At 65.1% G+C, this 14,539-nt stretch carries 13 protein-coding genes; 4 read left to right on the top strand and 9 right to left on the bottom strand.

Annotation, left to right across the window (positions count from 1 at the left end; all coding sequences use genetic code 11):
• The first annotated feature begins 25 nt into the window (after positions 1 to 25).
• Together ABIE08_RS05220 and ABIE08_RS05215 are read left to right on the top strand one after the other, a co-directional pair.
• Positions 26 to 1,192, top strand: a complete 1,167-nt coding sequence (locus tag ABIE08_RS05220) for a glycosyltransferase (protein WP_354549258.1) — start codon at positions 26 to 28, stop codon at positions 1,190 to 1,192.
• A complete protein-coding gene (locus ABIE08_RS05215; RefSeq protein ID WP_354549256.1) occupies positions 1,189 to 2,484 on the top strand; it encodes a glycosyltransferase family 4 protein in 1,296 nt (431 codons plus the stop codon). The genes ABIE08_RS05220 and ABIE08_RS05215 overlap by 4 nt, the downstream gene beginning before the upstream one ends.
• A gap of 2 nt (positions 2,485 to 2,486) precedes the next feature.
• On the opposite strand, the gene ABIE08_RS05210 is transcribed toward ABIE08_RS05215, so the two are convergent.
• The 7 genes from ABIE08_RS05210 to ABIE08_RS05180 all read right to left on the bottom strand — a co-directional run bounded on the left by ABIE08_RS05210 (position 2,487) and on the right by ABIE08_RS05180 (position 10,048).
• The gene (locus tag ABIE08_RS05210) at positions 2,487 to 3,728 is read right to left on the bottom strand and encodes a glycosyltransferase (RefSeq protein WP_354549254.1); all 1,242 of its coding nucleotides are present in this window, start codon (positions 3,726 to 3,728) and stop codon (positions 2,487 to 2,489) included.
• Positions 3,725 to 4,990, bottom strand: coding sequence for a hypothetical protein (locus ABIE08_RS05205; protein WP_354549253.1), 1,266 nt, complete (start codon positions 4,988 to 4,990; stop codon positions 3,725 to 3,727). The genes ABIE08_RS05210 and ABIE08_RS05205 overlap by 4 nt, the downstream gene beginning before the upstream one ends.
• Positions 4,991 to 5,027: 37 nt before the next feature.
• The gene (locus tag ABIE08_RS05200) at positions 5,028 to 5,945 is read right to left on the bottom strand and encodes a glycosyltransferase family 2 protein (RefSeq protein ID WP_354549251.1); all 918 of its coding nucleotides are present in this window, start codon (positions 5,943 to 5,945) and stop codon (positions 5,028 to 5,030) included.
• The gene (locus ABIE08_RS05195) at positions 5,942 to 7,141 is read right to left on the bottom strand and encodes a glycosyltransferase family 4 protein (protein ID WP_354549249.1); all 1,200 of its coding nucleotides are present in this window, start codon (positions 7,139 to 7,141) and stop codon (positions 5,942 to 5,944) included. Before ABIE08_RS05195 ends, ABIE08_RS05200 begins: the two co-directional genes overlap by 4 nt.
• A gap of 158 nt (positions 7,142 to 7,299) precedes the next feature.
• Positions 7,300 to 7,953, bottom strand: coding sequence for a PIG-L deacetylase family protein (locus tag ABIE08_RS05190; RefSeq protein ID WP_354549248.1), 654 nt, complete (start codon positions 7,951 to 7,953; stop codon positions 7,300 to 7,302).
• Positions 7,950 to 8,762, bottom strand: coding sequence for a sugar phosphate nucleotidyltransferase (locus ABIE08_RS05185; protein WP_354549246.1), 813 nt, complete (start codon positions 8,760 to 8,762; stop codon positions 7,950 to 7,952). Before ABIE08_RS05185 ends, ABIE08_RS05190 begins: the two co-directional genes overlap by 4 nt.
• On the bottom strand, positions 8,762 to 10,048 hold the full coding sequence (locus ABIE08_RS05180; protein WP_354549245.1) for a class I SAM-dependent methyltransferase: 1,287 nt from the start codon (positions 10,046 to 10,048) through the stop codon (positions 8,762 to 8,764). The genes ABIE08_RS05185 and ABIE08_RS05180 overlap by 1 nt, the downstream gene beginning before the upstream one ends.
• A gap of 321 nt (positions 10,049 to 10,369) precedes the next feature.
• Between ABIE08_RS05180 and ABIE08_RS05175 the strand changes: the two genes are divergently transcribed.
• Together ABIE08_RS05175 and rfbC are read left to right on the top strand one after the other, a co-directional pair.
• Positions 10,370 to 11,368 carry a glycosyltransferase gene (locus tag ABIE08_RS05175; protein ID WP_354549243.1) on the top strand — a complete coding sequence of 333 codons (999 nt, stop codon included), beginning with the start codon at positions 10,370 to 10,372 and terminating at the stop codon, positions 11,366 to 11,368.
• Positions 11,369 to 11,385: 17 nt separating this feature from the next.
• Complete coding sequence (gene rfbC, locus ABIE08_RS05170) at positions 11,386 to 11,913, top strand: dTDP-4-dehydrorhamnose 3,5-epimerase (protein ID WP_354549241.1); 528 nt, start codon at positions 11,386 to 11,388, stop codon at positions 11,911 to 11,913.
• 12 nt (positions 11,914 to 11,925) lie between these two features.
• Here the strand turns inward: rfbC and ABIE08_RS05165 are convergent, their stop codons facing one another.
• Both ABIE08_RS05165 and ABIE08_RS05160 read right to left on the bottom strand, forming a co-directional pair.
• The gene (locus ABIE08_RS05165; protein ID WP_354549240.1) at positions 11,926 to 13,254 is read right to left on the bottom strand and encodes a DUF4910 domain-containing protein; all 1,329 of its coding nucleotides are present in this window, start codon (positions 13,252 to 13,254) and stop codon (positions 11,926 to 11,928) included.
• Positions 13,251 to 14,315, bottom strand: a complete 1,065-nt coding sequence (locus ABIE08_RS05160; protein ID WP_354549238.1) for an NAD-dependent epimerase/dehydratase family protein — start codon at positions 14,313 to 14,315, stop codon at positions 13,251 to 13,253. Before ABIE08_RS05160 ends, ABIE08_RS05165 begins: the two co-directional genes overlap by 4 nt.
• Positions 14,316 to 14,539 lie beyond the last annotated feature (224 nt).

Genomic DNA, 14,539 nt, shown 5'->3' with positions numbered 1-14,539 from the left:
CGAAGCGATCCGCGTGGCGATGGTCATGGCGCATCTGTCGCAACGGTCGGGGGGCGTGTTCGAGGCGGTGCATGGTCTCGCGCCGGCGCTGGAGGCGCGCGCCGGCATGGACGTCAGCGTATACGGGCTGGAGCATCCGGCGCCGGCGTATCAGATGCTGCGGCAGCGCGGCGTTTCGACGGAGGTGTTTCCGGTGCGGGGGCCCGCCTCGTTTGGCTATGCGCCACGCCTCGGCCAAGCGTTGCGGCGGGGGGCGGCCGATCTTCTGCATGTGCAGGGTCTCTGGATGTATCCCTCGGTCGCTGCCATGGGCTGGACGGGGCGGGCGATGCCCTATGTCGTGACGACGCACGGCATGCTGGACCGGTGGGCATTGGCCAACCGGCGCTGGAAGAAGCGGCTTGCCAGCCTGGTTTTCGAGACGCGGCATCTGAGGGGCGCCGCTTGCCTGCATGCGCTTTGCGCCTCCGAACTGGAATCGATCCGCGACGCGGGATTGCGCAATCCCGTTTGCGTCATCCCGAACGGCGTCGAAATCTCGTCTGCGCCCCCCGTCGCGACGCCGCCGCTTTGGCGCGGAATAATCCCGGGGCGCGCGGCGGTCCTGCTTTTCCTCGGCAGGATCGCGCCGCAAAAGGGCATACCCGATCTCCTGCGCGGCTTTGCCCGCTATCGTCAGGAGGCAGCCGGCGCGTCGATGCAGCCAAAGTGGCATCTGGTGATCGCCGGCTGGGGCGAGGATGCCTATCGGACGAGCCTGCAGCAGCTGACGACCGAGCTGGGACTGAATCCTGTCGTACATTTCGTCGGGCCGCAATTCGGCGAGGAGAAGGCGCGAAGCTTCGCGGCGGCCGATGCATTCGTGCTGCCCTCGATCAGCGAGGGCCTGCCAATTGCGGTTCTGGAGGCTTGGGCAGCGCATCTGCCAGTTTTGATGACGCCGCGATGCAATCTCGCCATCGGGTTCGCGCAGGGCGCGGCACTCCCAATCGAGCCGGAGCCCGCGAGTATCGCGGAGGGACTTCGCACGCTGGTTTCGCTGACGCCCGCGCAACGACGGCAGATCGGTGTGCAGGGGGCCAAACTGGTTGTGGAGAGCTTCTCCTGGCCGAAGGCGGCGGAGAGCATGGAGGCCGTCTATCGATGGGTGCTCGGCCGCGGCGACCGGCCGGACACGGTTGATCTGGCATGAGCGCCGCCGTCGATTATCACCGTGCCGAGGCGACATCATCCGTCCGGCCCAGGGTGACAGTCGTGCAGGATGGCTCCCGGCTGCATTACGGCCTGCCGCTCGGCCTGAAACTGGCGGGTATCCTGGATACGGTCCACATGGACTGGTTCGTGCGCCCCGGATCGCTGGAGGCGGCGGCGGCCCCGATGATGGCCAGGCTCGGCGGCGCGAACGGCCGCCGGCTGGCCGCCCGGCGATGCGCCGGCCTCGATGGCAGTCGCGTGGTCGCTGCAGGGTGGTCGACGCTGCTGGCCAGGCTCCGGGAGGACCGCAACGCTCTGCCGGAGCAAAACTTCGTCCGCCGCTCGCAGGCTATGGCGCGGCAAGTGATGGGCGATGGCTGGCGCGGCGCCAACAGCCTGGTCGGCTTCGTCCGCAATATAGACCCGTCCCTTTGCCAGGCCGCGCGCCGGGACGGGCTTTCCGTCGTCCTCGACCAGATGATCGCGCCGATCGCGGTTCAGAGGCGCGAGGAGGCGCGCCAGGCGGAACTCTGGCCGGAATGGCAGACGCCACAGGATACGGGCTCTGCCATCATGCAGGACGTCGAGCAACGGAGTTGGGACGCCGCTGGCCATATCACCTGCGCCTCCGCCTATGTGCGCGATGGCTTGCTAGCGGTGGGACTGCGCTCCGGGCAGATCTCCGTCATTCCCTATCCGGTGGATGCCTCGGCCTATGCGTTTTGTGACCGGCGGAAACGAACGGGCCCGGTTGTCGTCGGCTTCGTCGGTGCGGTTTCGTTGCGCAAGGGCGCACCCGCCTTCTTCGAGATCGCCCGGGCGTTCGACCCGGCAAAAGTGCGCTTTGTCATGGTTGGCCCCATCGCCGCCGAGCCCGCGCTGGTCGAGCGGCGGCGCGGGGAGGTCGCGGTGATCGGCGCCGTGCCTCGTGGCGAGGTGCGCACCTGGCTCGAGCAGTTTGATCTGTTCCTCTTTCCATCGGCCTGCGAAGGCTCGGCCGGCGCGGTGATGGAGGCCATGGCAACCGGCCTTCCCATCGTCACCACGCCGAACAGCGGCACCCCGGTTCGCGACGGCGAGGATGGGTTCGTCATTCCTTGCGAGGACCTAGCCGGCATGTCGCGGGCGATCGATCGGCTGGTACAAGACCAGGATCTCCGCCTGCGCATGGGGATCTCCGCCCGCCGGCGTGTCGAGGATCTGACGGTCCGTCGCTACGGGGAGGCTTGGCGGGATCTGCTGGAGCGGGTGATGGCAGCCGGTGACGGCATGCGTCCATTGCTGGAATAGCGTCAGCCGTCGGTGCGCTCGCGGCGGCAGAGCAGGGCCGCGGCGAGCCAGCGGCCGATCGGGTCCGGGGCAAGCGGCGCCGCGTTGCGTGCCAACTCCACCGCCTGCCGCAACGCGCGGCCGAAGCGATCGGGCGACCATTCGGCGATGATCGCCTGTCCCGCTTGCGCCATCGCCATCCGGTCGCAATCCTTGCCGGCGATGGTCAGCATCTGGCCCATGAGTTCGCGGGGAGCGAAAGGGTTGAAGCGAAATCCATTCACTCCGGGACGGACCAGATCCTCGCTGCAACCGCAGCGCTCCGACACCAGGACGGGCAGACCCGCGGCCATCGCCTCGTTGACGACCAGGCCCCATTGCTCCGTCGTGCTCGGCAGAATGAAGGCCTCCGCCAGGCCGTAATAGGCAGGGAGCTCCGGATACTGCCGAAAACCCGGCAGATGGACAGAGTCGACCAGGCCGCGCCCCGCAATCGCGGCCCGCAGTTCGGTTTCCAGCGGACCGCCGCCAAGCAGGACCAGGTCCCATGCCGCGCCGCCGGCCACGCCACGATATCCTTGATAGGCCTCCAGCAAGACAAACAGGTTCTTCTTGGCCACGAACCGACAGGAGGCGAGGAAATAGCGGGGCGGCAATGCGAGTTGCCTGCGGAGTGCCTCGGCGTCTCTTCGGGCGGTGGCCGCGCCGGTGGCGAAATGCTCATTGTCGACGACGTCGAAGCCTTCGCGGATCAGCCTGTTCTGTACGCCGAGCCCCGCCAGATAGCGTCGCTGCGGCGCTCCGGCGACCAATCCCGTGCTGAAGAGGGACACCACCCGTCGTTTGACCGCCTCCCGCCAGGGCTTCCGGACTTCGTCGATCTCCGTGCTATCCGACATCACGATGGCCGGAACCCGCCGGCGTGTGCACCACAGCAGGGCTGCCAGCGCGGCTGGGTTCGACCAGCCGGCGATCGCCACCGCCTCTGGCGCTGCCCGGTCGAGCGCCGCGGTCATCTTGCGGAACAGCGCTGGGACGCGCTCCGCGTCACTGTCGGGAGAGACCACGATGCGAGAGAACGGGAAGGTCTCGGACGCGCTCCATGCGTAGGTCCTGTCCGTGCCGCTGAACTCGATGCCGGTCAGCGCCATATGCCGGGCCGCAGCCTGAAGTCGGCTGACGTGATAGGGACCGAACCTATGGAACAGGACCGCGACCCTCGGATGGGCAGGGTTGGCGCCCAACGTCCCGGCAGCCTGGGTCATGACGGAGATCCTGCGGTACCCGCCACCCAGGACGGCGAGGGTTGCCGGATCCGCGCCAGAAGCAGGGCCGGCAGCAGGAAGAGCGCCATGTGCACTAGCGCGGAGATCGGCCACTGCGTGTGATGCGTGATCGCCAGCATCGCCGGCGCCAGGATCAGCGGATAGGCGATCTGCCACCCCGTGCTGCCGGAATCCGCCGCGTCGTAGATCCGCCGCATCCCGAAGCCGATCAGGAGGAACTTGACCGCGCCGAGATAGCCGAACGACGCGAACGCGTCGGCGAGTCCGGTTTCCGTGGAGCCGATCGGCGGTGCGTAGTCGCGCGCGATCTGATCGTCGAACGACAGGGTCAGGCTCTCCTTGAGAGCCGAACCGACCAGTTGCGCCGGAACATAGTTGAAAACCAGCGTGTTCCAGTGAAACAGCCCGAAGTCGAAGGATTGCGTGTCGCTGGCCGATTCCAGGCGCAGCACGGCATTGCGCACCTCCGGCCCGCCATGCGCGACCACTTCGGCGAAATTGGCGAGCACATTGATCTTGAGAAGATCGGACCAGCCGGAATCCTCGCTTTCGGTGGTGATCGCGCGATAGTCGCCCGCGCTGTTCATCGCGATGGCGCCGAACATGACGAGGCCCGACGTCAGGAGACGGGGGGCGGCGCGCCTCCGCTGGAACCACCAGGCTAGCCCGATCAGAAACACGAACTCGGCTGTCTCGCTGCGGCGGCCGAGCAGCAGGATCCGTTCGGCATAGAAGAGTGTGTCGAAGGCAATGATGGACAGCGCCGCGATGCTCATGCGCCGCGCACCACAGATAAGCGCGATGGCGAAGCCATAATTCAGCAGCTTGGCGAAGAACAGATAGACCACGGGCATGCCGGTATAGATCGAATATTTGATCTCGGGCGGCAGGTGCGAGACCTTGAAATAGAAATACGCTCCCGCGAGCGACAGGACCCCGGATACGATCAGCAGCTTCTTTTCGTCGAAGCGCCACGGTTTTCCCGCGACGCGGGGCAGCGTCAGCTGCCAACCCAAGCCACAGGCTGTGATGCAGAGGATCGCGAAGAGGGCGGCCCGTGTCACCGCGCCCCCTGGCAGAAACGGGTCGTCCGCCATTGCCGGAAACTGCGGCGCGATGAAGCCGAGAAAGGTCGCCCCCGCGAGGAAAGGGTATTGATAGACCCCCTCGGGTCGGCGCAGTCCAAAGATCACCCAGAACGCGGAGATGGCGACCAGCGCGCCGATCAAGGGCATGTCCATAGGCTGCCCTCACTTGCCCGGCGCGTCGGCTTGCAGCTCACAGCGGCAGCCCTTTTTCCCGCCTCTGGATCTCGATCATCTTGGTGACGATCATCGTTTCGTAGGTCATCAGCAGCCTGCAATAGACGAAGCCGGCCCGGCCATCGAGGAAGCCGCCGCGCAGCAGATACATGTAGAGGAAGCGCAGGAGCGGCCTGCAGGGCAGCCGGAAGGACAGGGTTTTTAGGGCGCGCCGCCGTTCCGCTCCGGATGCAAATAGCAACGCACGCCAATCGACCCGCTCGGCGTCCAGGCTTTTGAGCGACTCCCGCGCCTCGTGCCACGAATAGCGATTGTGCTTTTCAAACCAGGCGTTGAGGCCCTTGTTGAAGGTGTAATGCAGCAGATGGCCGTCGAGCCTGCCTTCCGGCCCGTTGGCCACGGTTCGCAGATTGATCTCTCGCTCGAAGCGGACGCGCCCCGGCTCCACCAAACGGGCGAACCAGGTGGGGTACAATCCGCTCCATCGCAGCCAGTGTCCCATGAACATGGTGCGGGACCGAACGTGAAAAGCGACCTCCGGACGGCCCGGTTCCGCGGCGATCGCCAGGATCTCGTCCCGTAGTGCGGGGGTTGTCACCTCGTCCGCGTCGGGGAGATACACGAAGCGGTTCTTGTAAGCGATCTCGTTGAGTCCGAAGCTCCGCTGAGCTGGTTCGCTATCGAAGCGACGCTGATAAACACGGGCGCCAAAGTCGCGTGCGATCTCGACCGTCCGGTCCTGGCTGAAGGAATCGAGCACGACGATATCGTCGCTCCAACTGACAGAGGCGAGGCATGTCGGCAGGTTGAGTTCCTCGTCGAGGGTCAGGATGAGTACCGAGACGTTGGCGCTCGCGGTGCTCGGCCGCGCCACAGCGGCCGCGGAGCTTTCGGCTCCTGCGTCCCTGCGCAGAATCATCGATTCCAGGCTCATGCCGCGCGCTCCCGGATGGTTCGCAGCAGGTTCTTGAGCGGCGTCGGCAAGTGGGATCGCAACCCGTCCCGCAGTCCCCAGGGGAGGTGCCAGTGCTCGATGGGAAGCGGCGGCGCGATCGGGGGCGGCCGCTCGTGCAGCCCGGCGAGCAGCGCGCCATAGCGTTCCGCCATGCGGGAGATGCTGAAGCGCTCGCGCATCGCGATCGGCCCATGGCAGGCCATGGCGTGCCAATGGGCAGGATCCCGCCGAAGATGGCGGATGGTCTCCGCCGCCGCCGCGACATCGCCGACTGGAAACAAGAGGCCTGTCACGCCGTCGTCGACCACCGTGTCGGTGACGCCCCGGATCCGGGATGCGACCGGCACGCATCCCGTGGCCATCGCCTCGACCAGTGTGATCATGAAGCCTTCAAAACGGGACGGCGCGACGAAGATGTCGTGTTCGGCCATCAGTGCCGGGATTGCGGCGGGCGAGACCCGCCCGAGAAGCTGCGCGCGGCCGGCAAGCGGGGCCATGGTGCGCCGGAGGCGGGCGACATCCGGGCCGTCGCCGGCGATGGTCAACGTGACGTCGTCCGGCAGTTGGGCCAGGATTTGCGGCAACCAGAGCACGCCTTTGGCTTGATCCTCGATCCGCCCGAGCGACAGCAGCCGGAGCGGTTGACCGATCGTTCGGAGAGCCCGGGGCGGGGGGGTAGGGAAGTCGACCGCGTTGTGGATCTCGTGGGTCGTCCTTGGGTCGAAACGATAGTGCGTCAGCAGGTCATCGCGGATACGGCGGGAGACGCAGGCGGTGGCATGGACATGATCGCGGATCGCCCGCGCCGCGGCGTAGGTCGCGGGCGTTATGTTATGCACGATCATTACGCGGAGCATGGCACGCGGCAGGTAGCGCGCGAGGTTGGTCTGGACCCGGTCGGCGTGGACGCTGACGAAAACGCCATCGAAATTCTGCTCCGCGAGATGGGAAAGCATCGCCTGCGCCTGCGTAGGCTCGCTGTCCGCCGCCGCGCCACAGGCATGGCCGGTCGACCACTCCGAGCGCCAGGCCGGGTCTCGGGCCGCCGCATGAGCCCCCTGGCCTATGCCAAGCCACTCGACGTCTATCCCCCAAGGCGCCAGGCCGGCGCGCAGATGGCGGAACACCGTGAAGGTGCCGCCGAGGTGCGGATATCCGAAGAAGGCGAATTTCATCTCGTCCTCCTGAGCTCCGCGCAAGAGCGGGGCGCATCCAGCCTAGAGCTTGCCTTGCTGCGATCCAGCCTGGCCTCTTGGGCAAAGCGCATCATCCCTCCGGTTAGGAAGGCGTGGCGCCGCCGTGCTTCAGCACCGGCCAGGGCCATCCGAGACGATCAGCCGATCCAGGCCTTGCGCAAGGTGAACGCCTCGGCGTAGCGCCCGGGCGAACGGCACTCCATGCCGCGGAGCCGGGCCAGACCGCGAAACGTCTCGGCGTCGAACCAATCCTTCGCGCGCTGGCTGGTGAAATGAGTCAGCAGTAGGTCGATCTTGCGCGCGAGGATCTCCTCGCCGAACGCCGCATAGCTGTTGGGGCGGCCAAGGTCGCCGTCCCATTTCGGGATCTCGTATTCGAGGATCATGTGGTCGCGGAACGTGTTCCAGGTCAGGCGCGACACGGCGCGGTGATCCTGATGCGCGTCGTCGCGCCGATGCGTCAGGATCACGTCAGGCACCGGGCCGTCCTTCAGCTCTTCCATCCACCGCTTCAAGGTGGCTTCCTGCTGTGGAAACAGGCCGTCCTCGAAACGGGCGAGCTTGAGATCGGCGAGTACCGCGCCGCTCAGAAAGGCATGCGCGGATTGTTCGGCTTCCGTCGAGCGGATGCCTGCGGCGCTGAGGACGCACCAGCGCACGTCGAGCCGGATGCCGTTGGCGAGCCAGTTGAGCAGCAGTCCGCCGGCGCCGATCTCGATATCATCGGCATGGGCGCCGAGGCACAGGACCGAGAGCGCTTCGCCCGGGCGCGCGAGTGGCAAAGCCTTCATGAGCCGGCGACCGCGCGGGCGGGGTGGCCGCTTCCGGCATCCGTCAGCCGCCAGGGCATGGCGCCCTGTTCGACCATATCCTCCAGGATTTGGCGGTCCTTCAGCGTGTCCATGGCGCGCCAGAACCCCTCATATTTATAGGCCATGAGGGCATCCGCTTCGATCAAACGGGTGAATGGTTCTTGCACCAGTTCCTCCCCGGGGCGGATGAAATCGAAGATGCCCGGCCGGAACAGGAAGAAGCCGCCATTGATCCAGAGATCGGAACGGTCGGCGGTGCGAAACCCTCGCATCGAGCCATTCGGTTGGATATCGGCGAAATGGAAGCTCAGATGCGGGCGGACCGCGAGAAAGCAGGCGAGCTTGTCGCTGTTTCGGAAGCGCTCGATCATGTCGTCGAGATCGACGTCGCTGAGGCCGTCGCTGTAATTGGCGAGGAAGATCTCCTCGTTGCAGACATGTTCGCGAACCGCGAGCAGTCGTTCGCCGATATTGCGCCAGATGCCGGTGTCGATCAGGGCGATGCGCCAGTCCTGTTCGGGCTTGCCGAGCAGTTCGATCTTGGTGCCGAAGCCGGACACGATGCAGTCGGCATAGGCCTGCGGCCGGTAGTTCAGGAAGAAGTCCTTGATCACATTGGCCTTATAACCGGTGCAGAGGATGAATTCGTTGTGACCCCGCTGGCTGTAGTAATTCATCAGGTGCCAGAGGATGGGCTGGTGGCCGATCGGAATCATCGGCTTCGGAATGCTCTCCGGATATTCGCGGATGCGCGTGCCCAAACCGCCGCAGAATAGGATGACCTTCATCACCGGATATCCTTGGGTTGGACGATGCGTGGCGTGGGAATCGGCACGATGAAGCGGCCGCCCCAGTCGGCGATGTGCCTCATTTGCCGCGTGATCTCGGTCTGGAGGTTCCACGGCAGGATCAACACGAAATCGGGCCGGGCCGCGTCGATCGCGGCGACGGGCAGGATCGGGATGTGCATGCCGGGGGTGAAGCGGCCGTGCTTGTGCGGGTTGCGATCCACCGTGAAGTCGAGAAAGTCCGGGCCGATACCGCAATAGTTGAGCAGCGTGTTGCCCTTGCCCGGAGCTCCATAGCCGCAGATGGACTTGCCGGAATTGCGCAGCGCGATCAGCAGCGTGAGGAGGTCGCGTTTGGTACGGTGGACCTTCTCCGCGAAGGCGGAATAGGTCTCGATCCGCGCCAGGCCGAAGCGCCGCTCTTTGTGCAGCAATCTAGAGACGGCAGCTTGCTGCGGCCGAACGGAATTGGCGTGCGCCAGGTGGAGCCGCAGCGATCCCCCATGCGTTGGCAATTCCTCGACATCGATAATCTTCAGATCATGTCGCGCCGCGAGCCGCTCGACCGTCAGCAGCGAGAAATAGGAGAAGTGCTCGTGATAGATCGTGTCAAACTGGGTTTCCGACATAAGCCGTTGAAGATGCGGGAACTCAAGCGTCACAACGCCGTCCGGCTTTAGAAGAATGGCTAGACCTGCGGTAAAGTCGTTGAGGTCGGGGACCTGGGCCAGGACATTGTTGCCAATGATCAGGTCGGCCTGTCGGCCCTCTGCGGCGAGCGACCGCGCCAGACGGGTTCCGAAGAACTCGATGCGCGTGTCGATGCCTTTCCGGATGGCGACGGCGGCGACATTGGCGGCCGGCTCAATGCCGAGCCCAGGAATGCCCAGAGGTGAGAAATGCTGGAGCAGGTAACCGTCATTGCTGGCGATCTCGATGACCGTGCTGGCCAGTCCCAGGCCGAGCCGTTTCGTGATCGCCTCGCAATAGGCTTTGGCATGCGCCACCCAGCTCGGCGAATAGGATGAGAAATAGGCGTAGTCGCTGAAGATCTCCGACGGCCCGACATATTCCCCGAGTTGCACCAGAAAGCACTGTTCGCAGACCATCGCCCGGAGTGGAAAATACGGCTCCATGCGGTCGCACTGATCTGCCGTCAGAAAGCTTTCGCAAAGAGGAGACATGCCCAGATCCGCGAACAGCCGATGCAGCGCGGTCCCACATAACCGGCAGGAATAAGCGACAGAACCCTCCGTCGATACGGAGGCATGGATCGGAACGGTCATCCTCAGGATCCCCTTTGCTCAGCGCTGCGACAGGTCGCCGCCGCACCCGGCAATCTCTTCAACTTCCGCTAGCGTACGGGGGATTTTTTAGAACAGAAGATGAACTCTCCGCGTCGCTTCTCAGCATTTCGGATAGGGGAGGCTTAGGTCCGTGCTAGCCGCCTCGTCCCGTCGGATGATGGTCAAAGGGCGAACTGGCCGGAAATCTGCTGCCCCCATCCCTTTGTGGCCATCGCGGGCCCAGGGCTGGTCGCGTTCAATGGCCCGATAGCTCTGCTTCGAACGGGATGACCCATCGCAAGGCACGGATGACCGCTAGACATGGCCAGCATCGACGTCGCCATTCCGAACTATCAGTACGGCCGCTACTTGCGGGATTGCGTGCACAGTGTCCTGAGCCAGGGTGTGGCCGATCTGCGGATCCTCATCATCGACAACGCCTCGACCGACAACAGCGCCGAAGTCGCGCAACAGCTGGCGGCGCAGGATAAGCGCATCTGCTTTGTGCGCCATCGTGCCAATCTCGGGCACCACGCCTCCTTCAACGAGGCGATCGACTGGGCAGAGGCGGATTATTTCCTGCTGCTTTGCGCCGACGACATGCTCACCACCGGAGCCTTGTCGCGCGCCCTCGCGGTTATGGATCGGGACGAGAAGATCAACCTCGCTTTTGCCAATCGCGCGGCGCTGACACAGCCACATCTGGCCTCGCGAAGCAGCGATATCGGAGCAAGATGGGACGTCATGCCCGGCCGCGCCCTTCTGGAGCGATTCTGCCGGACCGCGCTGTGCAGCGTTGTCGGCTGCTCGGCGGTGGTTCGAACGGCGGCGCAAAAGCGGGTTGGCTATTACAGGATGTCCCTCGACCACACCGACGACTTCGAATTGTTCATGCGACTGGCTGCGCTCGACGGCAACATCGCCGAGACGCGGACCCCGCAGGTGTTTCTCCGCTCGCATGACGAGGCGCGCTCCGCCGTCGTGCGGCGCAACCGCAGCCTCCAGATCCGCAAGTACGAAGCTGCCTTCACGTCGTTCTTCGCGCATGAGGGCCGGCAGTTGCCTGACGCGGAAGCGTTGCAGCGGCTGGCGCGACGCAGCCTGGCAAGCCGCGCCTACTGGTCGGGCGTCAGCCATCTGTGCCGCGGCGATTTCGCCAACGCCGCTGGCCTGCTGCGCTACGCGGTCCAGCGATCCCGGTCGACAGCGTTTGTCCCGCCGATCGACTATCTGTTTCGACAGGAACGGGTGCTTGAGCGCGCCGCGGGTGCGCTCGAGGATGGGCTGCAGCGGCTCCATCTTGCCCGGCGCGCCGGCTGACCGCAGGGAGCACCGCCATGCAGTTCCTCGCGACCAGGCTCGAAGGGGCCTATCGGATCGAACCGACCCCTGTCTCGGACGAGCGGGGCCGGTTTGAACGTAGTTTCTGCACCCGCGAATTCGAGGCGGCGGGACTGCATACCGGGTTCGTTCAGCACAGCCAGTCCTGGTCGTCGGCCAGGGGGACGCTGCGGGGCATGCATTTCCAACGGGCACCGCATGGCGAGATCAAGCTCGTCCGATGCCTGCGGGGGCGGATCTGGGACGTCATCCTCGATCTGCGCACGGCATCGCCGACCTTCCGGCTCTGGCAGGGCTTTGAACTGGCGGAGGACAATCGCAACCAGCTCTATGTGCCCGAAGGCTTTGCGCATGGGTTCCAGACGCTCACCGACGATGTCGAGGTGGGCTACATGATTTCGACGCACTACGCGGCCGATTACGCCAGCGGGGTGCGCCATGACGACCCCGCATTTGGAATCGACTGGCCGCTGCCTGTTACTGCGATCTCGGAAAGGGATCGCAACTGGCCGGACTATGGCTGACGCAAGATGGCGTCAGGCCTGCAGCAGGCCGTGGGATTGCAATCGCCGCGCAACAGCGAGTACCTGGGCGAAAGGCACGTCGGCCCGCTCGGCGATGTCGAGCAGCGTGTGGTGTCCGTCGGCAAGATTGAGAACCCAGAGCATGGCGAGATTGGCGGCCTGCGTCGCCGGGGAACCGTCGCCGCCGGCGTAGAGACCATGGCGGCCAAGCTGTCGCTCGCCCTTCAAGAGCGTGCCAAGCGGCGTGAAGTCTTGCTCGATGACGTCCAGGATCGACTCGATCATCGCATAGGACTCAGCGAGGTGGCTGGGCCGTACGAAATCCAGATTGTCGGCCGAGGTGTGATATTCCGGGAAACTGCCGTAGACGCTGCGCTGGAACAGTCCCACCGGCAGGTTGAAGCCGGGCGAACAGAATTGTCGCTCGTCATAGCCATAAGGGCTGAAGTCGAGAAGCACAGGCGCGGGCGCCGCGTGGCGCAGCACGTGGCTGGCGGCACGGTCGATGAAGGCGTCGCCGCGGCGGGAGCGCTTGTAGGTCGGGCCTCCGCCGTCCCCGACGCAGGAAACCACGAGTCCGTGCCGGATTCGCGCCGTCTGCTCTTCGTTGCGGGCGAGCCATGCAATGGCCCCGATCGTGCCGGGCGCGAACAGAAACCGGTAGCTGTAGCGCGTCTTTCGCCGAGAAATCGCCTTTGCCAGCAAGGTCAGCAACGCAAGGCCAGAGCAATTGTCGTTGGCGAGCGAGGGATGGCAAATATGCGCCGACAGCAGCACCTCATCTTCGCTGGTGCCGGCGTGATAATATTCGCCGTAGGATAGGCTCCCTACCGTCAGGCTCGAGTCGATCACCGCTTCATAGAGCCCATCCGGCAGGGCGATCAGCCGGTCATGCGCCATGCAGAAGCCCCAGGCCTCGTCATAGGCGGACTTGCGATAGGGAATCCGATCGGGCTGATCGGGCAGGGTGAAGATGTGCTGCTTCAGTTCGGAAAGCGGCAGGACCGTCCGGATTGGCGCGCTGTGGTTCAGCACATGCAGGTTGCAGTCCCGAAAATCGACCACGCGCTCGCCGGCCTCATTGCGGATATAGGCATCGCGGATCGTCCACTCGGGCGGGATGGTCCAGTCGAACACCTGTGTTCCGCTTGGCACTTCATGAATCGTCAGGTCGATTTCGCGCTGCAACCGTCGGAGTGTTTCGCGCACGCCTTCGCCGGCGACGGAACGGCAGATGGGGAAAATTTCGGCCAGTAGGCGATAGATCGCCTCGCCGATGCCGGGCGCTTCCCGGTCCGATCCTGGAACGGCGCTGTCGCGCAGATCGGGCGGAAATCTCATGTCGCAGCGATCGGGTCGCGCGACCAGACCGGGTTCAACGGCCTCAGGTTCTCATCGAGCGTGCCTGCCGCCATCAGTTGCCGTATCTGTCCGATCCGCTGATAGCGGGAGCCTTCGGCGGTCTCGGCAGTCAGAGCCGCGGCGCGATACGCGGCATAGAGCTGCTGGGCGCCGCTCCGGGCATCCCAACGCGGCCTGAAGCCTGGCAACATTCGGCCAATTTTCTCGAACGAGACGCGATAGGAGCGGCTGTCCGGCGCGGCGTCGGGCGCGACCGTAAGCTGGCAGCCCGGCACGACATCGGACACGATCCGCGCCAGATCGCGGATGCGGTAATTATGTTCGGTCTGCCCGACGTTGAAGGCCTGGTTCCTGACGAGATCCTCCGGCGCCGTCAGCCCGGCCCGGAAGGCGCGCGCAATGTCCTCGACGTGAACGATGGGTCGCCAGGGCGTCCCGTCCGAGAGCATATGGATGACGCCTCTCGTAGCGGCGCCGGCAACCAGATCGTTGAGCACGATGTCCAGCCTTAGGCGCGGCGACACGCCATAGGCGGTCGCCGGGCGAAAATAGACGGGGCAGAAGGTCTCGTCGGCCAGACGCGCGATGTCGCGCTCCGCCAGAACCTTCGACTTGCCATAGGCCGTGACGGGCCGCAGTTCCGAGGCCTCGTCGACCATGGCGTCGCCGGCGCGGCCGTAGTTGCTGCAGGAGGATGCAAACAGGAAGCGGCGCACGCCGGCGGCTTTGGCAAGCTCCGCAAGACGCACGCTGGCCCGATGGTTGACGGCGTAGGTGACGTCCGCGTTCAGCGCGCCAAGCGGATCGTTCGATAGCGCCGCGAGGTGGATCACGGCGTCGAATCCGACCAGCGCCGATTGCGGGATATCCCGGATATCCATCTGCATCGCCACAATGTCGGCAATCGGCCCGCCGGCTGGGAAGGTGCTGCCGGCGTAAAGGTCGCTGTCGAAACCGACGACCGTGTGGCCGGCGCGCAGCAGCATCGGCGTCATGACCGTGCCGATATACCCGCGATGACCGGTGACGAGAACCTTCATGCGTCATCCTCCCTGACAGGCCGTTCGCGCGAGGGCCGGCAAAAGGCGGGCTGCAACGCGGGATTCGTCTCAGGCTAGGGCGAGCGCAACGGCCTTTCGCCCTGCCCTTGGGGGCAGGGACCTAAGCCTTTTGAGGGATGTCGGCTTGCTTGCTCCATGCCGCTCTCGGCGCAAGGCTTAGCAATCTCGCCCGATGGACAGGAGGAGCGCGGGATGCCGCTCCG

Source organism: Kaistia defluvii (assembly GCF_040548815.1).
In the GTDB taxonomy this organism is placed as follows: domain Bacteria; phylum Pseudomonadota; class Alphaproteobacteria; order Rhizobiales; family Kaistiaceae; genus Kaistia; species Kaistia defluvii_A.
This window is presented reverse-complemented; position numbering and strand designations above follow the sequence as displayed.

Excerpts from the sequence above, each read along its gene's own strand:
- ABIE08_RS05220 (WP_354549258.1), top strand. The coding sequence starts at position 26 with ATGGCGCATCTGTCGCAACGGTCGGGGGGCGTGTTCGAGGCGGTGCAT.
- ABIE08_RS05215 (WP_354549256.1), top strand. The coding sequence starts at position 1,189 with ATGAGCGCCGCCGTCGATTATCACCGTGCCGAGGCGACATCATCCGTC.
- ABIE08_RS05210 (WP_354549254.1), bottom strand. The coding sequence starts at position 3,728 with ATGACCCAGGCTGCCGGGACGTTGGGCGCCAACCCTGCCCATCCGAGG.
- ABIE08_RS05205 (WP_354549253.1), bottom strand. The coding sequence starts at position 4,990 with ATGGACATGCCCTTGATCGGCGCGCTGGTCGCCATCTCCGCGTTCTGG.
- ABIE08_RS05200 (WP_354549251.1), bottom strand. The coding sequence starts at position 5,945 with ATGAGCCTGGAATCGATGATTCTGCGCAGGGACGCAGGAGCCGAAAGC.
- ABIE08_RS05195 (WP_354549249.1), bottom strand. The coding sequence starts at position 7,141 with ATGAAATTCGCCTTCTTCGGATATCCGCACCTCGGCGGCACCTTCACG.
- ABIE08_RS05190 (WP_354549248.1), bottom strand. The coding sequence starts at position 7,953 with ATGAAGGCTTTGCCACTCGCGCGCCCGGGCGAAGCGCTCTCGGTCCTG.
- ABIE08_RS05185 (WP_354549246.1), bottom strand. The coding sequence starts at position 8,762 with ATGAAGGTCATCCTATTCTGCGGCGGTTTGGGCACGCGCATCCGCGAA.
- ABIE08_RS05180 (WP_354549245.1), bottom strand. The coding sequence starts at position 10,048 with ATGACCGTTCCGATCCATGCCTCCGTATCGACGGAGGGTTCTGTCGCT.
- ABIE08_RS05175 (WP_354549243.1), top strand. The coding sequence starts at position 10,370 with ATGGCCAGCATCGACGTCGCCATTCCGAACTATCAGTACGGCCGCTAC.
- rfbC (WP_354549241.1), top strand. The coding sequence starts at position 11,386 with ATGCAGTTCCTCGCGACCAGGCTCGAAGGGGCCTATCGGATCGAACCG.
- ABIE08_RS05165 (WP_354549240.1), bottom strand. The coding sequence starts at position 13,254 with ATGAGATTTCCGCCCGATCTGCGCGACAGCGCCGTTCCAGGATCGGAC.
- ABIE08_RS05160 (WP_354549238.1), bottom strand. The coding sequence starts at position 14,315 with ATGAAGGTTCTCGTCACCGGTCATCGCGGGTATATCGGCACGGTCATG.